The following is a 21,976-nucleotide window of genomic DNA, read 5'->3' on the forward strand; positions in this document are numbered from 1 at the left end:
GATGCGGCGGCGCGGCGCCCGGGTGGGGCGGACGAGATCGGTCGCGCAGGGAGGATGGGGCTGCGCGCCGTGCGCCGGCTGGTACCGTCGGCATCGGGGCCGGGCGGGCAGGCGGGACTGGCGGGTGACTGGCCGGGGCTCGGGCTGCGGGTAGCGGCGGAACCGGCGGCAGGGCTGGATAAGCTGGGGTCGATTATAGAGCGCCGCGGGGCCGGTTCGGCAATCCCGGATCAGACGCTGGCGTCGCTTTCGACCAGCGGGGTCAGCGCGCGGGGATGCCAGGCGCGCACGCTTTTCACACGGTTTTCCGCCGACTGCTGGATTTCCAGGCAGTAGGGGCCGATGCGCAGGCACACCGCGCAATCGGGGATCTGCTCCAGGGCTTCGGTGACCAGGCCGTTGAGGGTCTTCGGGCCGTCGCAGGGCAATTGCCAGCCAAGCGACTTGTTCAGCTCGCGCAGGTTGGCGCTGCCGTCGATGACGAAGCTGCCGTCCTCCTGGGCCTGGATATCCGGGTTGTCGAGGCTGTCGAGGTCGTTGAAGTCGCCGACGATCTCTTCGAGGATGTCCTCCAGCGTGACGATGCCGATCACCTCGCCATATTCGTCGACCACCACGCCGATACGGCGCTTCTCCTTCTGGAAGTTCACCAACTGGGTCGACAGCGGCGTGCTTTCCGGCACGAAATACGGCTCCATGCAGGCCTGGCGGAGATTCTCCTTGGTCAGGCGGCCCTGGGTCAGCAGGCGCGCGATCTGGCGCATGTGCACGACCCCTTCGATCTGGTTGACGTCGTCGCGGTAGACCGGCAGGCGGGTGTGGCTGGTGGTGCGCAACTGCTCGACGATGACCTCGAGTTCGTCGTCGAGGTCGATGCCTTCGATTTCGTTGCGCGGGATCATCAGGTCGTTGACCGTGACCTTCTCCAGGTCCAGCAGGCCGAGCAGCATGTCATGCCGGTTGACCTCGCTGGCCTGGGGATTGTCGGCCGGATGCAGGGCCTCTTCGTCGCGGCTGCGTCCGCTGTCGTCCTGTTCCGCCGCGGCGACGCCGAGCAGGCGCAGCAGCGCGTTGCTCAGCAGGGTCAGCAGCCACAGCAGGGGCCAGCACAGGCGCTGCAGGATCAGGAGCGGCAGGCTGAGCGGCAGGGCGACGCGTTCCGAGCGAAGGGCGCCGTAGCGGCGCGGCAGCAGGGCGCCGAACAGCAGCAGGAGCAGGGTCATGCCGGGGATGGCGACGGCCAGGCCGATGACGCCCCAGTGGTGCAGCGCGGCCCAACTGGCCAGGGCGGCGGCGCTGACGTTGACCAGGGTGCGGCCGAACAACAGGGTGCCGCGCAGGCGGTCGTCGTGCAGCAGCAGCCAACTGCTGCGCCGGGCCCCGCGCAGGCCTTGCTTGGCCTGTAGGCGCAGGCGGTAACGGTCGAGGTTGAGCAGGGCGGTCTCGACGCAGGAGAAGAACGCCGAGCAGGCGACCAGGAGAACCAGCAGGCCGACCAGGTACCCGGGGTGCAGTTCATCCATGAAGGAGGCCCATCAGATGTGCAGGATGAATTCCCGCACCAGCTTGCTGCCGAAGTACGCCAACATCAACAGGCAGAAACCGGCCAGGGTCCAGCGGATCGCCTTGTGGCCCCGCCAGCCGAGCTGGTGGCGACCCCAGAGGAGCACGGCGAAGACCACCCAGGCGAAGCAGGACAGGATGGTCTTGTGCGCCAGGTGCTGGGCGAACAGGTTGTCGACGAACAGCCATCCGGACAGCAGCGACAGCGAAAGCAGCGACCAGCCGCCCCAGAGGAAGCCGAACAGCAGGCTTTCCATGGTTTGCAGGGGCGGGAAGTTGCGGATCAGCCCGGACGGATGCTTGTGCTTGAGGCGGTAGTCCTGGAGCAGCAGCAAGAGCGCCTGGAACACCGCGATGGTGAGCAGGCCGTAGGCCAGGATCGAGAGCAGGATGTGGGCCAGGATGCCCGGCTGTTCGTTGATCGGCTCGACGGTGCCGTGGGGGATGAGTACCGCCAGCAGGGTGGTGAGGGCGCCCAGCGGGAATAGAAGGAGGAGCAGGTTCTCCACCGGTATCCGCAAGGTCGCCAGCAGGGTCAGGAGAATTACCGCGGCGGCGATCAGGCTGGCGGCGTTGAAGAAGTCCAGCACCAGGCCGGCCGGGGTCAGCAATTGCTGGTAGAGGCTGAAGGCGTGGGCGACCAGTGCCAGGAGTCCGAACAGGAGCAGCAGGGGTTTGCCCGGCGCGGTGCGCTTGGACACACAGGCACCCTGGTAGGCGGCGGTGCCGAGATAGAGAACAGCAGCGATGAGGCTGGGCAGCAGGGGATGCATAAGTCCTTGTAATCGCGGGCCCGAAAGGAAGGGAGTTTGGCATAGATCGAGCGTCGCGAGAAAGCCGTTGCGAACAGTTCTCTCGTACCTGTGGCCGGGTTGGCGGGCCGCCTGCCGCGGGCGCCGCAACCTCCTGGCCCGGCAGTCGCTTCGGCAAAGACGGAACGCATCGGCAAATCAAGGACTTGAGGCTGGCCTCCGGTCGTCGCCGGACACACACTCCGTCTTTCATCGCGTGTCCCGCGACGCGCTCTTGGTTATAATCCGCCGCTTGCCGCAACCCCCGTGGAAGGATCGCGCATGTTCGAAAACCTTACAGACCGCCTCTCGCAGACGCTTCGCCATGTCACCGGCAAGGCCAAGCTGACCGAGGACAACATCAAGGACACTCTGCGCGAAGTGCGCATGGCCCTGCTCGAGGCCGACGTGGCCCTGCCGGTGGTCAAGGACTTCGTCAACAAGGTCAAGGAGCGCGCCGTCGGTACCGAGGTCTCGAAGAGCCTGACCCCGGGACAGGCGTTCGTGAAGATCGTCCGCGCCGAGCTCGAGGAGCTGATGGGGGCGGCCAACGAGGACCTGGCGCTGAGCGTCGCGCCGCCGGCGGTGATCCTGATGGCCGGCCTGCAGGGCGCGGGCAAGACCACCACCGCGGGCAAGCTGGCGCGCTTCCTTAAGGAACGCAAGAAGAAGTCGGTGATGGTGGTTTCCGCCGACGTCTACCGACCCGCCGCTATCAAGCAGCTGGAAACCCTGGCGGGCGAGGTCGGCGTAACCTTCTTCCCTTCCGACGTCAGCCAGAAGCCGGTGGCCATCGCCGAGGCGGCGATCCGCGAGGCGAGGCTGAAGTTCATCGACGTGGTGATCGTCGATACCGCAGGCCGCCTGCACATCGATGCCGACATGATGGACGAGATCAAGCAGGTGCACGCGGCGATCAAGCCGGCGGAAACCCTGTTCGTGGTCGATGCCATGACCGGCCAGGATGCCGCCAACACCGCCAAGGCCTTCAATGACGCCTTGCCGCTGACCGGCGTGGTCCTGACCAAGGTCGACGGCGACGCGCGTGGTGGTGCCGCGCTCTCGGTGCGGGCGATCACCGGCAAGCCGATCAAGTTCCTCGGCATGGGCGAAAAGAGCGAAGCGCTCGATCCGTTCCATCCCGACCGCGTGGCCTCGCGCATCCTCGGCATGGGCGACGTGCTCAGCCTGATCGAACAGGCCGAGCAGAACCTCGACCGCGACAAGGCCGAGAAGCTGGCGAAGAAGATCAAGAAGGGCAAGGGCTTCGACCTGGAAGACTTCCGCGACCAGTTGCAACAGATGAAGAACATGGGCGGCCTCGGCGGGCTCATGGACAAGCTGCCGATGCTCGGCGGGGTCAACCTGGCGCAGATGGGCAATGCCCAGGGTGCTGCGGAGAAACAGTTCAAGCAGATGGAGGCGATCATCAACTCGATGACGCCCGGCGAACGGCGCGATCCGGAAATGATCAGCGGCTCGCGCAAGCGCCGCATCGCCCTTGGCTCCGGTACCCAGGTGCAGGACGTCGGCCGGCTGATCAAGCAGCACAAGCAGATGCAGAAGATGATGAAGAAGGTCACCGCCAAGGGCGGCATGGCCAAGATGATGCGAGGCATGGGCAGTATGTTCCCGGGGGGCATGCCCAAGCTTTGATCGGACGCGCGGCCGCTGGCCACGCCGGCGGTTTCGCTCCGTCGGCCGGCGGGCGGACCGTGTGCTTCCCGCGCTCTCTGCGCCGGCCGATGGGTGGCCGAAAAAGAGATTTGCAAATTCCCCGATAATCCTTAGAATATGCGGCCTTTCGGGCCGTGGGCCCAGCGTGCATTCATTTTGCAAGCACCGACTACAGGAACGAAGTTCACATGGTAACCATCCGTCTTGCTCGTGGCGGCTCCAAAAAGCGCCCCTTCTACCACCTGACCGTGACCAACAGCCGCAATGCGCGCGATGGTCGCTTCGTCGAGCGCATCGGTTTCTTCAACCCGGTTGCGACTGGTGGCGAAGTGCGTCTGTCCGTCGACCAGGAGCGTGCTACCTACTGGCTCGGCCAGGGTGCACAGCCGTCTGAGCGCGTTGCTCAGCTGCTCAAGGACGCTGCCAAGGCAAACGCCTAAGCCGTCATGAGTGAAATGCCGACACCCGCCGACGACCTGGTCGTGATCGGCAAGATCGTTTCGGTGTACGGCATCCGCGGTGAGGTGAAGGTGTATTCCTTTACCGACCCGTTGGACAACCTGCTGGACTATCGCCGCTGGACGCTCCGGCGCGACGGCGAGATTCGGCAGGCCGAGCTGGTCAGGGGGCGCCTGCATGGCAAGGTCCTGGCCGCCAAGCTCAAGGGGCTCGACGATCGCGAAGAGGCCCGCACCTTCACCGGTTACGAGATCTGCATCCCGCGTAGCGAGTTGCCCTCTCTCGAGGAAGGTGAGTACTACTGGCACCAGCTGGAAGGCCTGAAGGTGATCGACCAGGGTGGGCAGTTGCTCGGCGTGATCGACCATCTGCTGGAAACCGGTGCCAACGATGTCATGGTGGTCAAGCCCTGCGCGGGCAGCCTGGACGACCGCGAGCGCCTGTTGCCCTACACCGGGCAGTGCGTGCTGTCGATCGACCTGGCCGCTGGCGAGATGCGGGTGGACTGGGACGCGGACTTCTGATCATCCATGGACAAGCGTTTGTGGGTGGGCGTCGTCAGCATCTTTCCGGAGATGTTCCGCGCGATCAGTGACTATGGCATCACCAGCCGTGCGGTAAAGCAGGGGTTGCTCACGCTGACCTGCTGGAATCCACGGGACTACACCGAGGACCGCCACCAGACGGTGGACGACCGGCCCTTCGGCGGTGGCCCTGGCATGGTGATGAAGATCAAGCCTCTGGAGGGCGCGCTGGCGGATGCCAGGCAAGCCGCCGGGGGCAGGAAGGCGAAGGTGATCTACCTTTCGCCGCAAGGCCGCCAGCTGACGCAGGCGGGCGTACGCGAACTGGCCGAAGAGGAAGCGTTGATCCTCATCGCCGGGCGCTACGAAGGCATCGACGAGCGCTTCATCGAAGAGCACGTCGATGAAGAATGGTCGATCGGCGATTATGTCCTGTCCGGCGGTGAGTTGCCGGCCATGGTGCTGGTCGATGCAGTGACGCGGTTGCTGCCCGGTGCATTGGGTCATGCAGATTCCGCCGAGGAGGACTCCTTCACGGATGGCCTGCTCGACTGCCCGCACTACACCCGACCCGAGGTGTACGCGGACAAACGTGTTCCTGAAGTGTTGCTCAGTGGCAACCATGAACACATCCGGCGTTGGCGTTTGCAGCAGGCCCTTGGGCGGACCTGGGAACGACGCGCCGATCTTCTGGATAGCCGCTCGCTTTCTGGAGAAGAGCAGAAGCTGCTGGCGGAATATATCCGTCAGCGGGACGATAGTTAACGTATCGATGGCTGGCCGATTGCCGGTCTTAGGAGCACAGCATGACCAACAAGATCATTCAGCAGATCGAAGCTGAACAGATGAACAAAGAGATCCCGGCGTTCGCCCCCGGCGATACCGTGATCGTCCAGGTCAAGGTGAAGGAAGGCGACCGTCAGCGTCTGCAGGCCTTCGAAGGCGTCGTTATCGCCAAGCGCAACCGTGGCCTGAACAGCGCCTTCACCGTGCGCAAGATCTCCAACGGCGTGGGCGTGGAACGTACCTTCCAGACCTACAGCCCGATCGTCGACAGCCTGAGCGTCAAGCGTCGCGGCGACGTGCGCAAGGCCAAGCTGTACTACCTCCGCGCCCTGTCCGGCAAGGCCGCGCGCATCAAGGAAAAACTGGTCTAATCCGGTTCTTCTCCGAGAAAAGCAGCCCGAGGGCTGCTTTTTTCATGTCTGGCGTTCGCCTTTCCGGCGGCGCTTCCTACTGCCCACGGCAGCGCATAACCAGTACAACATCCGCGGCACCCAGGCAGCCACTCCATCCGGTATTCGTGGCATGACCCCCAGAGAGCAAGAAATCCTGCGTCGCACCGAGCTTTCCGAAACCCGTGTGACCAAGGCGGTATTCCCGCCCACCACCAATCACCACAACACCCTGTTCGGCGGGACTGCGCTGGCCTGGATGGACGAGGTCTCGTTCATCACCGCGACCCGTTTCTGCCGCCTGCCGCTGGTGACCGTTTCCACCGATCGCATCGACTTCAACCACCCGATCCCGGCGGGCTCGATCGTCGAACTGGTCGGACGGGTGGTCAAGGTCGGCAACACCAGCCTCAAGGTGGAGGTCGAGGTGTACCTGGAAAGCATGTACGCCGACGGTCGCGAGAAGGCCATACACGGCCTGTTCAGCTTCGTTGCCATCGACGACGAAAAGCGGCCGGTTCCGGTCCTGCCGGGGTTCCCGGCCAGCCAGGCGGCTTGATACAGGCAGAAAGAAGGCACCCACGGGTGCCTTTTCCATATCCCCGGACGATCCGGCCCTGGGTTGGGATCAGGGCCGCAGGCTGATCTTCAGGGAGGCCTGGGACAGGTCGATCTGTTGCAGGCTGACGCTGCCGAACGTCTGCTCGCGCGGCGCGCCGGCAATGCGGATATTGTCGAAGCGCACCTCGCCGATACTGCTCGGCAGGCGCAGGTTGACCGAGCCGTCGGGGTTGAGCGTGCTTTGCGTCTTGCCGGTTTCGTAGCGAACGTCGCTCATCGAGGTTTCCGCCTCCAGGCTGTCGAGCATCGGCATCACCAGCTTCGCCAGTTGCTTCACCGCGGCCAGTCCGTCGCCGCCCTCGGCCTTCAGGAACAGGCCCTCGAGGCTTTCGTTGAGGCCCTGGGCGTTGACGTTGCTCATCTCGACGTCGGTCAGCGGACGCAGGTTCTTCGGCAGTTCCTGGCGGCTCATGGCCGCTGGCGGCTGCATGCGCTGGATGTCGGCGCTGGCCATCTGGAACGGACTGAGCAGGGCGGCGACCAGGGTCGCGGCCAGGCGCAGGTTGGTCTGCTTCTTCAGCGCCTTCTTCAGTTGCCGTTCGCTCAGCAGGCCCTGCTCGATCAGGGTTTCGCCCAGGCGCTTGTGGTTGCTCAACTGCGCCTGGATCGCGGCGTCCAGTTGGGCGGCGCTAATCAGCCCCTTGTTGATCAGGATCTGGCCCAGGCGGGAATGTTGTTGATTGGACATGGTCATGGCCTGATGAAAAAAGAGGATGATGGCTAGATGCAATCATCCTCTTCGTGGGCTTCGTTTGTCACCCAACCTTGGATAGGGTGACGACGGTCTTTCGTCGGTTCGTTGAAGTCTAGTCGGCGATTTCCGTGGCCTGCGACTTGCTGACTGACGGTTCCGCGTCGATCAGCGACAGCAGCGTCCAGCCGGTGCCCGGCGCCAGCGTGGACTGTGGCGTGGCGACGTGCATCCTGCCGTTCGGATCGCGGGCGAACAGCAGGATCGCGGACTCGCCGTGCAGCGCCTGGTAGTCGTTCCAGCCGAAGGTGTCGGTGAGCAGGGTGGTGCGGATTTCGGCGCCGCGCGACAGCAGGCTGGCGAACTGCGCGTAGGTCAGCGGTCGCTGGCCAAGCGGACGGCCACGGTGTTCGTCGCTGGAGCGGTGCTTGTCGGTACGCTTGGCTTCCTGGCTGGTCGGCAGGCCGAACAGCTGGCGATGGCCGAACTCGTGGCGGAAGCGCATGGCCGCCAGGGTATTCAGCTCGCCGGCTGGAGAAACCCCCAGCAAATGCCCGATGCCGACCAGGTCGAGGTGGGCTTCGGCGTGCTGCGAGGTGGGATTGCCGAAATAGGTGGGCAGGTTGTCCATGCGGGCGGCGCGGATGTTTTCCCAGCTCGAATCAGTCAGCAGCACGCGGCTGCCGAGGCTCTTCAGGGCCTTGCCGATGGCGCGCCCGACCGGATTGGCGCCGACGATCAGGTAGCCGCTGGGCGAGGGCTCGGCGACCTTCAGCAGGCGCGCCAGGGGGCGGGCGGTGGCGCTTTGCAGGACCACCGTGCCGATGATCACCAGAAAGGTCAGCGGCACCAGCAGCGCCGCCTGGGCATGGCCTTCGGCGCTCAGGCGGATGGCGAAGATCGCCGAGACCGCCGCGGCGACGATCCCGCGCGGGGCGATCCAGCTGAGCAGGGCGCGCTCGCGCCAGCTCAGCGGCGAACCCCAGGTCGACAGCGCCACGTTCAGCGGCCGGGCGACGAACTGGATCAGCAGCAGCACCAGCAGCGCCGCCGGGCCCAGGCCGAGCAGGGCATTGATGTCCAGGCGCGCGGCCAGGAGGATGAACAGGCCGGAAATCAGCAGGACGCTGAGGTTTTCCTTGAAGTGCAGGATCTGCCGTACGTCGACGCCCTTCATGTTGGCCAGGCCCATGCCCATCAGGGTGACGGCGAGCAGCCCGGATTCGTGCATCACCCGGTTCGAGGCGATGAATACGCCCAGCACCGCGGCCAGCGTCGCCAGGTTGTGCAGGTAGTCCGGCAGCCAGTGGCGGCGCAGGACGATGCCCAGCGCCCAGCCGCCGAGGATGCCGAACAGGCTGCCGCAGAGGATCACTCCACCGAAGGTCTGCAGGCTGTGTAGCCAGCCATCGCCTTCGCCGCTGGAGATGATGAAGCTGTACACCACTACCGCCAGCAGGGCGCCGATGGGATCGATGACGATACCTTCCCAGCGCAGGATGTTCGCCACCGCGGCCTTGGGCCGGACCACCCGCAGCATCGGAACGATCACCGTGGGCCCGGTGACCAGGGTCAGGGTGCCGAACAGCAGGGCCATTTCCCAGCTGAAGTCGAGCAGGTAGTGGGCGGCCAGGGCGATCACGCCCCAGGTCGAGAGCGCGCCGATGGTCACCATTCGGTGCACCACGGTGCCGATTTCCTTCCATTCGCTGAAATGCAGGGTCAGGCTGCCCTCGAAGAGGATCAGCGCCACTGCCAGGGATACCAGTGGGAGCAGCAGGGGGCCGAACATCTCGTCCGGATCGAGCCAGCCGAGTAGCGGGCCGGCGACGATCCCGGACAGCAGCAGGAAAAGAATGGCTGGCAGGCGCAGGCGCCAGGCCAGCCATTGACTGAGCAGGGCGGCGGCACCGATGCCGCCGAGGGCGAGCAGGATAGCGTTCTGGTCCATCGAGGATTCCTTGTCAGCGTCGCTCCGCTCGTCCTGAGCCGGGGCGAACCATCGAGCCACATGGCTCCGCTTTTTCCCGCGGGCACGGGAAGCCGGCCGACCTCCTGTCGACCGGCCTGACTAACCATTACGTGGCGATGACGGCCAACGCTCGCGATAGCGCCCAGGCTATGAAAGACTAGCCGCGCTTTCATTTGGTTCGCAGCCTTCATCCATGAGTACCCTCGAACATCCCCTGATCGACCGTTTCCTCGATGCCCTGTGGCTGGAAAAAGGCCTTGCCGACAACACCCGCGAGGCTTATCGCAACGACCTCCAGCAGTTCAACGCCTGGCTCGATGGCCGCGGGCTGCGCCTGGAGGGCATCGGCCGCGACGCCATCCTCGATCACCTGGCCTGGCGCCTGGAACAGGGCTACAAGGCCCGCTCGACCGCGCGCTTCCTCTCCGGCCTGCGTGGCTTCTATCGCTATTGCCTGCGCGACGGCCTGATCGCCGAGGATCCCACCTTGCAGGTGGACCTGCCGCAACTGGGCAAGCCGTTGCCGAAATCCCTCTCCGAAGCGGACGTCGAGGCATTGCTGGCGGCGCCGGAAGTCGACGACCCGCTGGGCCTGCGCGATCGCACCATGCTCGAAGTGCTGTATGCCTGCGGCCTGCGGGTCAGCGAACTGGTCGGCCTGACCCTGGAGCAGGTCAACCTGCGCCAGGGCGTGGTCAAGGTGTTCGGCAAGGGCAGCAAGGAGCGCCTGGTGCCGCTCGGCGAGGAAGCCATCGGCTGGCTCGAACGCTACCTGCGCGAGGCCCGCGGCGACCTGCTTGGCGGGCGGCCCAGCGACGTGCTGTTCCCCAGCCTGCGCGGCGAACAGATGACCCGCCAGACCTTCTGGCATCGCATCAAGCATCACGCGCAGGTGGCGGCGATCGGCACGTCGATTTCGCCGCACACCCTGCGCCACGCCTTCGCCACCCACCTGCTCAACCATGGCGCCGACCTGCGGGTGGTGCAGATGCTGCTCGGCCACAGCGACCTGTCGACCACCCAGATCTATACCCATATCGCCCGGGCCCGCCTCCAGGATCTGCACGCACGCCACCACCCGCGAGGCTGACGCTTTGTCCGAAAAATCCGTACCTACCCGAAAAGAGGCGCTTTCGTAGCGTTCTGCGACAAGCGTCGGGCCCGTCGGGATAGCGGTCTATGGTAGGCTTCGCCGATCGCACGACAGGAGTGACACATGCGCGTGACCCGTTTTCTGGCTGCTGCCGCCCTCGGCCTGATGAGTACCCTGGCCCTGGCAGACAATGCCGATCAGAACATCCGCAAGACCCTGCAGGCCCTGCAACCGGACCTGCCCATCGACTCCATCGCCAGCAGCCCGCTGCAGGGGCTCTACCAGGTGCAGCTGAAGGGCGGCCGGGTGCTCTACGCCAGCGCCGACGGCCAGTTCGTCATGCAGGGCTACCTCTACCAGGTGAAGGACGGCAAGCCGGTCAACCTGACCGAGAAGGCCGAGAGCCAGGCGATCGCCAAGGCGATCAACGGCGTGCCCGCCAGCGAGATGGTGGTGTATCCGGCCAAGGGCCAGGCCAAGGCGCACATCACGGTGTTCACCGATACCACCTGCCCGTACTGCCAGAAGCTGCATGCCGAGGTGCCGGACCTGACCGAGCAGGGGATCGAGGTGCGCTACATGGCGTTCCCGCGCCAGGGGCCGCAGTCGGCGGGCGACAAGCAACTGCAGGCGGTCTGGTGTGCGAAGGAGCCGACCAAGGCGATGGACGCCATGATGAACGGCAAGGAGATCAAGTCTTCCGAGTGCAAGAACCCGGTAGACAAGCAGTTCCAGATGGGCCAGATGGTTGGGGTGCAGGGAACGCCGGCGATCGTCCTCGCCAATGGCCAGTTGCTCCCCGGCTACCAGCCGGCCAAGCAATTGGCCAAGCTGGCGCTGGAGGCCAAATAGCGCCGGGTCTGCCGAACAATTGACTAATAAAGAGCCGCTTCGTAATGTGCGGCTCTTTTGTTTTCATCATTGGCGATTTCCGCCGCCCGCTGGCGGAATCCATCGCCAGGATGTGTCGTGGCCCGTACAGTGGTCGCGTCAACCTCGATTCGCTCGGGGAACCATAGCAGGCCGGCGCGTCCGGCCGTCGTAGGTGAGATGGGGAGTTCCAGCGTGAAACCGGTCAAAGTAGGCATCTGTGGGTTGGGGACCGTCGGTGGCGGTACCTTCAATGTACTCGAACGCAACGCCGAGGAGATTGCCCGCCGTGCCGGGCGCGGTATCGAGGTTGCGCAGATCGCCGCCCGCCGGCCGAACCCGAAGTGCGATACCGGTGCGACCCCCATCACCGCCGATATCTTCGACGTAGCGTGCAATCCCGAGATCGACGTGGTCGTCGAGTTGATCGGCGGCTACACCCTGGCCCACGAGCTGGTGCTCAAGGCCATCGAGAACGGCAAGCACGTGGTCACCGCGAACAAGGCGCTGATCGCCGTGCACGGCAACGAGATCTTCGCCAAGGCTCGCGAGAAGGGCGTGATCGTCGCCTTCGAGGCCGCTGTCGCCGGCGGCATCCCGGTGATCAAGGCGATCCGCGAGGGGCTGTCGGCCAACCGCATCAACTGGCTGGCCGGGATCATCAACGGTACCGGCAACTTCATCCTCAGCGAAATGCGCGAGAAGGGCCGTACCTTCCCCGACGTGCTCGCCGAGGCCCAGGCCCTGGGCTATGCCGAGGCCGACCCGACCTTCGACGTGGAAGGCATCGACGCCGCCCACAAGCTGACCATCCTCGCCTCGATCGCCTTCGGCATTCCGCTGCAGTTCGACAAGGCCTACACCGAAGGCATCTCGAAACTGACCAGCGCCGACGTCAACTACGCCGACGCCCTCGGCTATCGCATCAAGCACCTGGGCGTGGCGCGTCGCACCGAGAGCGGCTTCGAGCTGCGCGTGCACCCGACCCTGATTCCCTCGGATCGCCTGATCGCCAACGTCAACGGCGTGATGAACGCGGTGATGGTCAACGGCGACGCCGTCGGCTCGACCCTCTACTACGGCGCCGGTGCCGGCATGGAGCCGACCGCTTCCTCGGTGGTGGCCGACCTCGTCGACGTGGTCCGCGCCATGACCTCCGATCCGGAGAACCGCGTACCGCACCTGGCATTCCAGCCGGACGCGCTGTCCGACCACCCGATCCTGCCGATCGAAGCCTGCGAAAGCGCCTACTACCTGCGCATCCAGGCCAAGGACCACCCGGGCGTACTGGCCCAGGTGGCCACCATCCTGTCCGAGCGCGGCATCAACATCGAATCGATCATGCAGAAGGAGGCCGAGGAACAGGACGGCCTGGTGCCGATGATCCTGGTTACCCACCGGGTCATCGAACAACGCATCAACGATGCCATCGCCGCCCTGGAAGCGCTGGAAGGCGTGTCCGGGCCGGTGGTCCGCATCCGTGTCGAACAACTGAATTGATCGAACGCCGGGCGCCGTTCGCGGGCCCGCGTCAACAGCGAAGGTTTTGAACATGCGTTACATCAGCACCCGCGGCCAAGCGCCCGCCCTGAACTTCGAAGATGTCCTCCTCGCCGGCCTGGCCAGCGACGGCGGCCTCTACGTCCCGGAAAACCTGCCGCGTTTCACCCTCGAGGAGATCGCCTCCTGGGTCGGCCTGCCCTACCACGAGCTGGCCTTCCGGGTGATGCGCCCGTTCGTCGCCGGCAGCATCGCCGATGCCGACTTCAAGAAGATCCTCGAGGAAACCTATGGCGTCTTCGCCCATGACGCAGTGGCGCCGCTGCGCCAGTTGAACGGCAACGAATGGGTACTGGAGCTGTTCCACGGCCCGACCTTGGCCTTCAAGGACTTCGCCCTGCAACTGCTCGGCCGCCTGCTCGACCATGTGCTGGCCAAGCGCGGCGAGCGCGTGGTGATCATGGGTGCCACCTCCGGCGATACCGGCTCCGCGGCCATCGAAGGCTGCCGCCGTTGCGACAACGTCGACATCTTCATCATGCACCCGCACAACCGCGTGTCCGAGGTGCAGCGCCGGCAGATGACCACCATCCTCGGCGACAACATCCACAACATCGCCATCGAAGGCAACTTCGACGACTGCCAGGAGATGGTCAAGGCCAGCTTCGCCGACCAGGGCTTCCTCAAGGGTACCCGCCTGGTAGCGGTGAACTCGATCAACTGGGCGCGGATCATGGCCCAGATCGTCTACTACTTCCATGCCGCGCTGCAGCTCGGCGCGCCGCATCGCTCGGTGGCGTTCTCGGTGCCGACCGGCAACTTCGGCGACATCTTCGCCGGCTACCTGGCGCGCAACATGGGCCTGCCGGTCAGCCAACTGATCGTCGCGACCAACCGCAACGACATCCTGCACCGCTTCATGAGCGGCAACCGCTACGACAAGGACACCCTGCATCCCTCGCTGTCGCCGTCGATGGATATCATGGTCTCGTCCAACTTCGAACGCCTGCTGTTCGACCTGCACGGCCGCAACGGCAAGGCCGTCGCCGAACTGCTGGATGCCTTCAAGGCCAGCGGCAAGCTGTCGGTGGAAGACCAGCGCTGGACCGAGGCGCGCAAGCTGTTCGACTCCCTGGCGGTCAGCGACGAGCAGACCTGCGAGACCATCGCCGAGGTATACCGCTCCTGTGGCGAGTTGCTCGACCCGCACACCGCCATCGGCGTGCGTGCCGCCCGCGAATGCCGGCGCAGCCTGAGCGTGCCGATGGTGACCCTGGGCACTGCGCACCCGGTCAAGTTCCCCGAAGCGGTGGAGAAGGCCGGCATCGGCCAGGCGCCGGCGCTGCCTGCGCACCTCGCCGACCTGTTCGAGCGCGAGGAGCGCTGCACCGTATTGCCGAACGAGCTGGCCAAGGTGCAGGCCTTCGTCAGCCAGCACGGCAATCGCGGCAAGCCGCTCTGAGCCTGTCGTGAAAGGAAGAAGCCCGCCTTGATGGCGGGCTTTTTCATGTCTTCTCAAAGGGCGGCGGCGAGTTTGTTGCGCGAGGGGCGGAGCAGTCTCAGCGGGTCGTTGAACTGGATGTCGCTGGCCAGCTTGTAGTAGCGCCCGACGAAATAGTCGCGGGCCTGGGCATCGTTCTTTCCCTGGTACAGCGCCCAGGCGACGCTGATGCCGGCGAACTCGTTGTACTCGATCTGTCGCAGCGGGCTGAAGTGGGTCGCCGTGGTGGCCGTGGCGCCCCAGGCGGGCACGTCGCGGATCAACGGGCCCTGCCAGAGGATCGGCCAACTGAGCGGCGGTACGACCACATCGGCCAGTCCGGTCAGCAGCAGGGTCGGGGTCTTTACCGTGGAGCCGATGGCCAGGGGGCCTGGCTCGATCGGCAGGGCGCCGACCAGCTTCAACCGTGGCTCGATGAGTTGCAGGGCTTGTGCAGAGAGGCTGGCGCTTTGCAGCGTGGCCTGGCCGCCGGCGGAGTGCCCGGCGACCAGCGTCCGGGAAAAGTCGGCCCGGCCATGCAGGGCCGAGGCCGGGTCCCTGTCCAGTTTCGCGACCTCGAGGATGCCGAGGGCGTGCATCAGCGGGAAGGAGTTGATGAAGTCGGAAGAGATCACCACGATGAAGCCGTGGCTGGCCCATAGCTTCATCAGTTCGTGATAGTTGCCGGCGTTGGAAAGTATGCCGCCGACGAAGGTGATGACCGGAAGCTTGGCGTCGGACGCGGCGATGTCCGCCGGATAGTAGACGCTGGTACTGATCGGGCTGGCGAAGCCATAGGGGAAAGCCTCGTTGCAGCGGATCGAGCCGTCCAGCAGGACGATCCTGGCGATGGTCCCGACGAAGCCACGGCAATCGGCGAGCACGGCGGTGCTGGCGATCTCGGTGTCGGCGACCGGACGCGCGTACTGGTCGTTGGCCAGGCCGACGGCGCCGAACAGCAGTGAGCCCTGTGCCGTGCCGGCGGCGAATGCCAGCGCGAGGATGAAGGCGCGCCAGGCGCCGCGGGGGGATGCGAAGGCAGTCATGAGATCCTCGCTGTTCGACACGCAGGGGGAAGTCTCGTTGTTACTGCCTGACGGACGCGCCGGATACTGCAATTTCAAGCAGGTGAAGGCGTTGCGCGAGGGTGGGATGGTTGGAGTTTTTCCCGGTGCTTTCCTTATAGCGGGCTGATCGTTGCGTTGGCCTGGCTCAGCTCGAATGGCTATTTGCGCCGGCTCGTGGCCTTTCGCCAGATGCTGCCGTTAGTCCGGTAAATGCTTGCATCGACGAACCCTATTCGCGTTTTTTCGGTCTTTGACGAGTCTTATCGTCGAAACAGGAGACCTGATTTGGACAGCCTGAAGCAACGACTGGCCGATGCCTTCGCTCCCCATCCCTTCACCCTCAGCCAGCCCCGGCCCGATGGCGGAAGGGTGGTCACGCTGGTCGATCCGCAGGGGGAAACCCTGTTGCAGCGGGTCATCGCCAAGGTGCAGTTGAACGACGAAAGCTATCTCGAGGATGCCGTGCAGACCATTCGCCGGGAATTGCAGGTGCTGGTCGGGCGGATGGAGGAAGACGTGCTGGCGACCTTCCGCGAGCGGGATCACGTGCTGCTGTATTCGTCGCGCTAGCGCCGTCTCGTTCGAGGGCGCGTTGCGCATCGGGCGGTCAGGCCGAAGGCGCGCGTCGGTGCAGCGGCTCTTGCCGGATGGCGCCATGCTCGTGGAAGCGTGCGGATAACCCCTTCTCCCTTGCTGGATAGGGGGAGAGGGGGCCGCCCTGTCCGCGGAGCACCGATGAAGGGCTCCGCGTACCGTTCAGATGGCGCCTTCCCGGCGCAGGGCGGCGATGCCCTCGCTGTCGTAGCCCAGCTCGGCGAGCAGGGCATCGGTATGCTCGCCCAGTTCCGGGCCTACCCAATCCGCCGAGCCTGGCGTGGCGGACAGCTTGGGTACGATGCCAGGCATGCGGAATGGCTTGCCGTCCGGCAAGCGTGCCGAGAGGAACATCTCGCGGGCAAGGAATTGCGGATCGCGGAACATGTCTTCGGCGGAGTAGATGCGGCTGGCCGGGACTTCGGCTCGCGCCAGCACCGCCAGCACTTCCTCCAGGGGCTGCGAGGCGACCCAGCGGTCGATAACCCCATAGAGTTCGTCGCGGCGCGCATCGCGCCCGTCGTTGCTGGCCAGTCGCGGGTCGCTGGCCAGGTCGTCGCGGCCGATGGCCTGCATGAAGCGGCGGAAGATCGCGTCGCCGTTGGCGCCGATCTGTACGTGGCGGCCATCGGCGCTGGTGTGGATGGAGGAGGGGGTGATGCCCGGCATGATGTTGCCGGTGCGCTCGCGGATGAAACCGAACACGTCGAATTCCGGAACCATGCTTTCCATCATGGCGAAGATCGCCTCGTAGAGGGCGACGTCGACCATCTGTCCCTCGCCGCCGTTGACCTCGCGGTGTCGCAGCGCCATCAGCGCGCCGATCACGCCCCACAGGGCGGCGATCGAGTCGCCGATGGAAATCCCGGTGCGAACCGGCGGGCGGTCCTCGAAGCCGGTAATGTAGCGCAGTCCGCCCATCGACTCGCCGACCGCGCCGAAGCCCGGCTGGTCCTTGTAGGGGCCGGTCTGGCCGAAGCCCGACAGGCGCACCATCACCAGGCGCGGGTTCAGCGCGTGGAGGACATCCCAGCCCAGGCCGAGCTTTTCCAGTACGCCGGGGCGGAAGTTCTCGATCAGGATGTCGGCATCGCCGAGCAGGCGTTTCAGGATCGCCTGGCCTTCGGCGTGCTTGAGATTGAGGGTCAGGGATTTCTTGTTGCGTGCCTGAACGAACCACCACAGCGAGGTGCCTTCGTAGAGCTTGCGCCACTTGCGCAGTGGATCGCCGCCGTCGGGCGACTCGATCTTGATCACTTCGGCGCCGAACTCGGCGCAGATCCGCGAGGCGAAAGGGCCGGCGATCAGGGTGCCGAGCTCGACCACCTTCAGGCCGGCCAGCGGTTTGGGCGAATGTTCCATGCGGTGTCCGTCAGGCTGCAGTGTGCGCATAGCCTAGAGCATTTGCCGGCGGTGCGGGCGGGTGCCGCGGTAGGGTGAGACGTTTCCCGTTTTTTCCCGATATGCCCGGCGGTCCTTCAATTCCTTTTGCATAGAGGGTTTAATGCGGGAGTCGATACAGGATGTAGCGCGCCAGACACCGAGCCAGGGAGGCCCCTCGTGCCATTTCTTTCTCTCTTTCCTCCCCGTGTTTCTTTTCCATGCTCCGGCCGGCCCGGCGTAGATATGCGCGTGCGTTGGTTTTTATTACATGTGATCTGTTGAAATCTTACATGTGATCTCGTAGTGTGAGTCCATGCAACGGAAATCATCGGCCCATTATCAGCGTGTCTTTCGCCAGCGCCTGCGCGAGCAGGGCCTGGTGAAGAAGGAAGTCTGGATCTTGCCGGAGAACGCCGCGGCGCTCGCCGGCATCGAGCGGATGCTGCGTCGCCCGGCTGCCGGAGCGGCTCATTTGGAGAAGGAGGAAGACATGACGGAAGCCCGGGTATGGAACGCTCGCTCGCTGGCCGAGGCCCTGAGCGGCACCGAGCTGTTCAGCAGCGGCGAGGCCCAGATCGAGCTGATCGAGGGGGCGGAAGCGAGTCTCTACGTGATCATGCGCGAATACGGCGACCTGCCGGTGTTCGTCGCGCCCCAGGGCGAGCAGATCATCGTCGAGGCGCTGCTCTGGCCGGAAAGCGACGTTACCGACGCGACCGCCTTCAACGAAGAGGTCCTGCTCAGCCGGCAACTGTTCCCGCTGTCGAGCATCGGCCTGCTCAACCTGCCGGGCGAGGAGCGCTGCTACAGCATGTTCGGCGCGTTGAGCACGACTTCGTCGCTGGCCAGCGTGCTGCACGAAATCGAAACCCTGGCCGGCAACGTGATCCGCGCCACGGAAGTCTACGCCGGCTACCTGAAAGCCCGGGCCTGAGGGAGGACACCATCATGACGGTATGGAGCAAGCTGCTGAGCGCCCTGCGCGGCGGAGCCAACGAGGTTGGCGAGGCGATCGTCGACAGCCAGGCGCTGCGCATCCTCGACCAGGAGATCCGCGACGCCGACGTCGAACTGCGCAAGTCGCGGGAAGCGCTGGCCTCGATCATGGCCCGCCACCGCCTGGCCCAGGAGCGCGTCGAGAAGGGCGCGGCCCAGGTCGCCGAGTACGAGCAATACGCGATCAAGGCACTGGAGGCCGGCAACGAGGAGCTGGCCCGGGAGGTCGCGGAGAAGATCGCGACCCTGGAGAACCAGCTCGAGGGCGAGCGTGCCCAGGTCGCGGAATTCGCCGCCAGCGTAGCCCAGTTGCGCAAGTCGGTGAGCCAGGCCGAGGGCAACATCCGCCAGCTCAAGCAACAGGTGGATACGGTCAAGGCCACCGAGAGCGTGCAGAAGGCGCAGATGGCCGTTGCCCAGCGCTACGGCAACTCGAAGAGCAAGCTGCAGACCGCGGTGGACTCCCTGGAGCGGATCAAGCAGCGCCAGGCCGAACGCGCGGCGACCATGGATGCCGCGGCCGAACTGGCCAGCGCGGCGGCGCCGGACGATGCGCTGGACGCCAAGCTGCGCGCGGCTGGGATCAAGGCCTCGGGCAACAGCGTGGATGGCGTGCTGGCGCGCCTGAAGGAAAAGGGCAAGGCCTGATAGGCCCGCGGCCCGGCGAAGGCGTCCGGGCCCGTTTTTCAGGGATAGAGCGACAATGGAAGGTTTCCTGCAGACGGCGCTGTCGTTCCCGACCGTGCTGTTCAGCTTTCTTCTGATCCTAGCGATCATCTACTGGGGCATCGTCGCCCTGGGCATGGTCGAGATCGATGTGCTCGATCTCGACGCCGAGTCGGTCGTCGATGGCGCCGGCCAGGCCGAAGGCCTCGCCGCGCTGCTGGCGAAGCTGAAACTCAACGGCGTACCGGTCACCCTGGTGCTGACCCTGCTGTCCTTCTTCGCCTGGTTCCTCTGCTACTTCGTCCAGCTGTGGCTGCTCAGCGCATTGCCGCTCGGCTGGCTGCGCTACCCGTTGGGCGCCGTGGTGGCGGTGGGCGCGCTGTTCCTGGCGGCGCCGCTGGCGGCCACGCTGTGCCGGCCGTTGCGGCCGCTGTTCCGCAAGCTGGAAAGCACCAGCAGCAAGTCGGTGCTGGGCCAGGTCGCGGTGGTGCGCAGCGGGCGGGTCACCCTGCAACATGGCGAGGCGTTGCTGGAAGACGGCGGCGCCGGGCTGATCCTGAAAGTTCGTGCGGAAGAAAACAAAGGCTTCAAGCGCGGCGATCGCGTCGTGCTGCTGGAGTACCTGGAGGCGGAGCACGCCTATCGGGTCGTTACCGAGGAAGAGTTCCGCGGTATCTGACCCGGGCTCGGTGAGAATCAAGGAGAACTGCTGCTATGGATATGACGTCGCTGATGCCCCTCCTGCTGGGAGTGGGCCTGGTTGTTCTGCTGGTCGTGGGCCTGCTGGCCCTGTTCAAGGCCTTCTACATCAAGGTCCCGCAAGGCACCGCGCTGATCGTCAACGACATGTCGTCGACGCCCAAGGTGCATTTCACCGGTGCGCTGGTCTATCCGGTGATCCACCTGAAGGAGTTCATGCGCATCTCGCTGATCACCCTGGAGGTCGACCGGCGCGGCAAGGACGGCCTGATCTGCCGCGACAACATGCGCGCGGACATCACCGTTGCCTTCTACCTGCGGGTCAACGAGACCCAGGACGACGTGCTCAAGGTGGCCAAGGCCATCGGCGTCGACCGTGCTTCCGACCGTTCGGCGGTGAACGAGCTGTTCAATGCCAAGTTCTCCGAGGCGCTGAAGACCGTCGGCAAGCAGTTCGACTTCGTCCAGCTGTTCGAGAATCGCCAGGACTTCCGTGACCGCATCATCGAGGTGATCGGCAACGACCTGAACGGCTACGTCCTGGAAGACGTCGCCATCGACTACCTGGAGCAGACCGCGAAGAACTCGCTGGACCCGAGCAACATCCTTGATGCCGAGGGCATCCGCAAGATCACCGAGCTGACCGCCACCCAGAACGTCATCACCAACGAACTGGAGCGCAACGAAGAGCTGGCGATCAAGAAGAAGAACGTCGAGACCCGCGAGGCGGCCCTGGCCCTGGAGCGCCAGCAGGCTGACGCCGAGGCCCGGCAGAAGCGCGAGATCGAGACCATCCGTGCCCGCGAGGAAGCGGAAACCGCGCGGGTCAAGGAAGAGGAGCGGCTGAAGGCCGAGCAGGCGCGGATCCAGGCGCAGCAGGAAATCGACGTGCGCACCGAGAACCACCAGCGCGAGGTCGAGGTGGCGCAGCAGAACCGCCAGCGCGCGGTGGTCATCGAGGTGGAGAAGGTCACCCGCGCCAAGGACCTGGAGATCGTCGCCCGCGAGCGTGAGGTGGAGCTGCAGAAGATCGAGAAGGAAAAGGCGCTGGAAGAGCAGCGCAAGAACATTGCCAATGTGATTCGCGAGCGCGTCGCGGTGGAAAAGACCGTGGCCCAGGAGGAGGAGCGGATCAAGGAGGTGCGCGAGGTTTCCGAGGCCGAGCGGGTCAAGCAGGTGATACTGCTGCAGGCCCAGGCGGAAGCCGAGCAGGAGCTGGTACGCCAGGTCAAGCAGGCGGAAGCCGACGAGGCCCGCTCCAAGCACAAGGCGGTGGAAATCAACACCATGGCGCAGGCCGAGCTGGAGGCGGCGTCGAAGCAGGCCGAGGCGAAGAAGCGTCTGGCCGAGGGCATCGAGGCCGAGCGCGCAGCGCCGGGCCTGGCCGATGCGCGGGTGCTGGAAGTCACCGCCGCGGCGAAGGAAAAGGATGGCTTGGCAGCGGCGCGGGTACGTGCCGAACAACTGATCGCCGAAGCCAGGGGCGACGAAGAGCGCGGCCTGGCCGACGCCCGGGTGCTCGAGGCGCAGGCCGCGGCCAAGGAGAAGGACGGCCTGGCCGAAGCCAAGGTGCTGGCCGAGAAGCTCGGCGCCCAGGCGCGCGGCGAGGAGCAGCTCGGCGCGGCCAAGGCCAAGGCCACCAAGGACCAGGGCAGCGCGGAAGCGGAAGTACTGCTGCAGCGCCTGAATGCCGAGGCCGAGGGGCTTGGCAAGAAGTTCGGCGCCCTGGATGCCCTCAGCGACAGCGCTCGCCAGCACGAAGAGTTCCGCATGCAGCTGGAGAAGAGCTTCGAGGAGGCCATGGCGGCCATCGCCGCGAACAAGGACATCGCCAAGGACCAGGCCGAGGTGCTCGCCACCGCGCTGGGCAAGGCGAACATCGAGATCGTCGGCGGCGAGGGCGACTTCTTCAACTCCTTCGCCAAGTCGCTGTCGGTGGGCAAGGCCATCGAAGGTGTGGTCGGCAAGAGCCCGGTGGTGCAGGACGTCCTCGCCCGCCTGCTCAACGGCCGTGGCGCAGCCGCTGCGGTGATGCCGGAACGCAAGAGCGGCCACGAGAACGAGCCGGCGGCGGAAGTCTGAGTCGACCCGCAGCCTCCTCCGCCAACTGCGGAGGCGTTCCGCCCGCGCCCTGAGCGGCGCAGCCCCTGGCGTG

The 21,976-nt window shown here is 65.3% G+C and carries 21 protein-coding genes; 15 read left to right on the forward strand and 6 right to left on the reverse strand.

Features of this window, described 5'->3' with window-relative positions; translation table 11 throughout:
- Window positions 1–230: 230 nt before the first annotated feature.
- Complete coding sequence (locus LJF27_RS04925; protein ID WP_003453700.1) at window positions 231–1,523, reverse strand: HlyC/CorC family transporter; 1,293 nt, start codon at window positions 1,521–1,523, stop codon at window positions 231–233.
- 12 nt (window positions 1,524–1,535) lie between these two features.
- Window positions 1,536–2,336 carry a cytochrome C assembly family protein gene (locus LJF27_RS04930; protein ID WP_003092649.1) on the reverse strand — a complete coding sequence of 267 codons (801 nt, stop codon included), beginning with the start codon at window positions 2,334–2,336 and terminating at the stop codon, window positions 1,536–1,538.
- A gap of 300 nt (window positions 2,337–2,636) precedes the next feature.
- Here LJF27_RS04930 and ffh point away from each other — a divergent pair, with 300 nt between their 5' ends.
- From ffh to LJF27_RS04960, 6 genes are all read left to right on the forward strand, one after another.
- Entirely contained in the window at window positions 2,637–4,010 is a 1,374-nt protein-coding gene (gene ffh / locus LJF27_RS04935; RefSeq protein WP_003092645.1) for a signal recognition particle protein, read from the forward strand.
- A 209-nt stretch (window positions 4,011–4,219) separates the two neighbouring features.
- On the forward strand, window positions 4,220–4,471 hold the full coding sequence (gene rpsP, locus LJF27_RS04940; RefSeq protein ID WP_003092643.1) for a 30S ribosomal protein S16: 252 nt from the start codon (window positions 4,220–4,222) through the stop codon (window positions 4,469–4,471).
- Window positions 4,472–4,486: 15 nt separating this feature from the next.
- On the forward strand, window positions 4,487–5,014 hold the full coding sequence (rimM, locus tag LJF27_RS04945; protein ID WP_003092640.1) for a ribosome maturation factor RimM: 528 nt from the start codon (window positions 4,487–4,489) through the stop codon (window positions 5,012–5,014).
- A 6-nt stretch (window positions 5,015–5,020) separates the two neighbouring features.
- Window positions 5,021–5,779 (forward strand): tRNA (guanosine(37)-N1)-methyltransferase TrmD, encoded by a 759-nt coding sequence (trmD, locus tag LJF27_RS04950; RefSeq protein WP_003119312.1) that lies wholly within the window; start codon window positions 5,021–5,023, stop codon window positions 5,777–5,779.
- 41 nt (window positions 5,780–5,820) lie between these two features.
- Complete coding sequence (gene rplS / locus LJF27_RS04955; protein WP_003092637.1) at window positions 5,821–6,171, forward strand: 50S ribosomal protein L19; 351 nt, start codon at window positions 5,821–5,823, stop codon at window positions 6,169–6,171.
- Window positions 6,172–6,322: 151 nt separating this feature from the next.
- The gene (locus LJF27_RS04960; protein WP_003092635.1) at window positions 6,323–6,748 is read left to right on the forward strand and encodes an acyl-CoA thioesterase; all 426 of its coding nucleotides are present in this window, start codon (window positions 6,323–6,325) and stop codon (window positions 6,746–6,748) included.
- 69 nt (window positions 6,749–6,817) lie between these two features.
- Here LJF27_RS04960 and LJF27_RS04965 read toward each other — a convergent pair whose 3' ends face one another.
- Window positions 6,818–7,504: a hypothetical protein gene (locus tag LJF27_RS04965; protein ID WP_003119314.1), complete on the reverse strand. Its 687-nt coding sequence runs from the start codon at window positions 7,502–7,504 to the stop codon at window positions 6,818–6,820.
- Between the two features lie 112 nt (window positions 7,505–7,616).
- On the reverse strand, window positions 7,617–9,452 hold the full coding sequence (locus tag LJF27_RS04970; protein ID WP_023117127.1) for a cation:proton antiporter: 1,836 nt from the start codon (window positions 9,450–9,452) through the stop codon (window positions 7,617–7,619).
- 214 nt (window positions 9,453–9,666) lie between these two features.
- Between LJF27_RS04970 and xerD the strand changes: the two genes are divergently transcribed.
- From xerD to thrC, 4 genes are all read left to right on the forward strand, one after another.
- On the forward strand, window positions 9,667–10,563 hold the full coding sequence (xerD, locus tag LJF27_RS04975; RefSeq protein WP_003092629.1) for a site-specific tyrosine recombinase XerD: 897 nt from the start codon (window positions 9,667–9,669) through the stop codon (window positions 10,561–10,563).
- A gap of 126 nt (window positions 10,564–10,689) precedes the next feature.
- Window positions 10,690–11,418 (forward strand): bifunctional protein-disulfide isomerase/oxidoreductase DsbC, encoded by a 729-nt coding sequence (gene dsbC / locus LJF27_RS04980; protein WP_003092626.1) that lies wholly within the window; start codon window positions 10,690–10,692, stop codon window positions 11,416–11,418.
- 213 nt (window positions 11,419–11,631) lie between these two features.
- On the forward strand, window positions 11,632–12,936 hold the full coding sequence (locus LJF27_RS04985) for a homoserine dehydrogenase (RefSeq protein ID WP_003109642.1): 1,305 nt from the start codon (window positions 11,632–11,634) through the stop codon (window positions 12,934–12,936).
- 52 nt (window positions 12,937–12,988) lie between these two features.
- Window positions 12,989–14,398 carry a threonine synthase gene (gene thrC, locus LJF27_RS04990; protein WP_003092622.1) on the forward strand — a complete coding sequence of 470 codons (1,410 nt, stop codon included), beginning with the start codon at window positions 12,989–12,991 and terminating at the stop codon, window positions 14,396–14,398.
- A gap of 53 nt (window positions 14,399–14,451) precedes the next feature.
- Here thrC and LJF27_RS04995 read toward each other — a convergent pair whose 3' ends face one another.
- Window positions 14,452–15,462: an alpha/beta hydrolase gene (locus LJF27_RS04995; RefSeq protein WP_016254282.1), complete on the reverse strand. Its 1,011-nt coding sequence runs from the start codon at window positions 15,460–15,462 to the stop codon at window positions 14,452–14,454.
- Window positions 15,463–15,768: 306 nt separating this feature from the next.
- Here LJF27_RS04995 and LJF27_RS05000 point away from each other — a divergent pair, with 306 nt between their 5' ends.
- Complete coding sequence (locus LJF27_RS05000; RefSeq protein WP_003092618.1) at window positions 15,769–16,053, forward strand: DUF3509 domain-containing protein; 285 nt, start codon at window positions 15,769–15,771, stop codon at window positions 16,051–16,053.
- 186 nt (window positions 16,054–16,239) lie between these two features.
- Here LJF27_RS05000 and LJF27_RS05005 read toward each other — a convergent pair whose 3' ends face one another.
- On the reverse strand, window positions 16,240–17,469 hold the full coding sequence (locus LJF27_RS05005) for a CaiB/BaiF CoA transferase family protein (RefSeq protein WP_003129868.1): 1,230 nt from the start codon (window positions 17,467–17,469) through the stop codon (window positions 16,240–16,242).
- A gap of 304 nt (window positions 17,470–17,773) precedes the next feature.
- Between LJF27_RS05005 and LJF27_RS05010 the strand changes: the two genes are divergently transcribed.
- From LJF27_RS05010 to LJF27_RS05025, 4 genes are read left to right on the forward strand one after another with little or no spacing between them, the layout of a single operon-like run.
- Window positions 17,774–18,394, forward strand: a complete 621-nt coding sequence (locus LJF27_RS05010) for a YjfI family protein (RefSeq protein ID WP_003092612.1) — start codon at window positions 17,774–17,776, stop codon at window positions 18,392–18,394.
- 14 nt (window positions 18,395–18,408) lie between these two features.
- Window positions 18,409–19,104 carry a PspA/IM30 family protein gene (locus LJF27_RS05015; RefSeq protein ID WP_003092609.1) on the forward strand — a complete coding sequence of 232 codons (696 nt, stop codon included), beginning with the start codon at window positions 18,409–18,411 and terminating at the stop codon, window positions 19,102–19,104.
- Between the two features lie 55 nt (window positions 19,105–19,159).
- Window positions 19,160–19,801 (forward strand): hypothetical protein, encoded by a 642-nt coding sequence (locus LJF27_RS05020; RefSeq protein WP_003100672.1) that lies wholly within the window; start codon window positions 19,160–19,162, stop codon window positions 19,799–19,801.
- A 35-nt stretch (window positions 19,802–19,836) separates the two neighbouring features.
- The gene (locus LJF27_RS05025; protein WP_003113833.1) at window positions 19,837–21,903 is read left to right on the forward strand and encodes a flotillin family protein; all 2,067 of its coding nucleotides are present in this window, start codon (window positions 19,837–19,839) and stop codon (window positions 21,901–21,903) included.
- Window positions 21,904–21,976 lie beyond the last annotated feature (73 nt).

This window comes from Pseudomonas sp. 203-8 (assembly GCF_020708595.1).
Lineage (GTDB): Bacteria > Pseudomonadota > Gammaproteobacteria > Pseudomonadales > Pseudomonadaceae > Pseudomonas > Pseudomonas aeruginosa.

What these genes read in the sequence shown, in the direction of transcription:
- xerD (WP_003092629.1), top strand. Translation starts at nt 9,667, where the DNA reads ATGAGTACCCTCGAACATCCCCTGATCGACCGTTTCCTCGATGCCCTG.
- LJF27_RS04930 (WP_003092649.1), bottom strand. Translation starts at nt 2,336, where the DNA reads ATGCATCCCCTGCTGCCCAGCCTCATCGCTGCTGTTCTCTATCTCGGC.
- LJF27_RS04925 (WP_003453700.1), bottom strand. Translation starts at nt 1,523, where the DNA reads ATGGATGAACTGCACCCCGGGTACCTGGTCGGCCTGCTGGTTCTCCTG.
- LJF27_RS05005 (WP_003129868.1), bottom strand. Translation starts at nt 17,469, where the DNA reads ATGCGCACACTGCAGCCTGACGGACACCGCATGGAACATTCGCCCAAA.
- dsbC (WP_003092626.1), top strand. Translation starts at nt 10,690, where the DNA reads ATGCGCGTGACCCGTTTTCTGGCTGCTGCCGCCCTCGGCCTGATGAGT.
- ffh (WP_003092645.1), top strand. Translation starts at nt 2,637, where the DNA reads ATGTTCGAAAACCTTACAGACCGCCTCTCGCAGACGCTTCGCCATGTC.
- LJF27_RS04960 (WP_003092635.1), top strand. Translation starts at nt 6,323, where the DNA reads ATGACCCCCAGAGAGCAAGAAATCCTGCGTCGCACCGAGCTTTCCGAA.
- thrC (WP_003092622.1), top strand. Translation starts at nt 12,989, where the DNA reads ATGCGTTACATCAGCACCCGCGGCCAAGCGCCCGCCCTGAACTTCGAA.
- rpsP (WP_003092643.1), top strand. Translation starts at nt 4,220, where the DNA reads ATGGTAACCATCCGTCTTGCTCGTGGCGGCTCCAAAAAGCGCCCCTTC.
- LJF27_RS04995 (WP_016254282.1), bottom strand. Translation starts at nt 15,462, where the DNA reads ATGACTGCCTTCGCATCCCCCCGCGGCGCCTGGCGCGCCTTCATCCTC.
- LJF27_RS05020 (WP_003100672.1), top strand. Translation starts at nt 19,160, where the DNA reads ATGGAAGGTTTCCTGCAGACGGCGCTGTCGTTCCCGACCGTGCTGTTC.
- LJF27_RS05010 (WP_003092612.1), top strand. Translation starts at nt 17,774, where the DNA reads ATGCAACGGAAATCATCGGCCCATTATCAGCGTGTCTTTCGCCAGCGC.
- trmD (WP_003119312.1), top strand. Translation starts at nt 5,021, where the DNA reads ATGGACAAGCGTTTGTGGGTGGGCGTCGTCAGCATCTTTCCGGAGATG.
- LJF27_RS05015 (WP_003092609.1), top strand. Translation starts at nt 18,409, where the DNA reads ATGACGGTATGGAGCAAGCTGCTGAGCGCCCTGCGCGGCGGAGCCAAC.
- LJF27_RS04965 (WP_003119314.1), bottom strand. Translation starts at nt 7,504, where the DNA reads ATGACCATGTCCAATCAACAACATTCCCGCCTGGGCCAGATCCTGATC.
- rplS (WP_003092637.1), top strand. Translation starts at nt 5,821, where the DNA reads ATGACCAACAAGATCATTCAGCAGATCGAAGCTGAACAGATGAACAAA.
- LJF27_RS04970 (WP_023117127.1), bottom strand. Translation starts at nt 9,452, where the DNA reads ATGGACCAGAACGCTATCCTGCTCGCCCTCGGCGGCATCGGTGCCGCC.
- LJF27_RS05025 (WP_003113833.1), top strand. Translation starts at nt 19,837, where the DNA reads ATGGATATGACGTCGCTGATGCCCCTCCTGCTGGGAGTGGGCCTGGTT.
- rimM (WP_003092640.1), top strand. Translation starts at nt 4,487, where the DNA reads ATGCCGACACCCGCCGACGACCTGGTCGTGATCGGCAAGATCGTTTCG.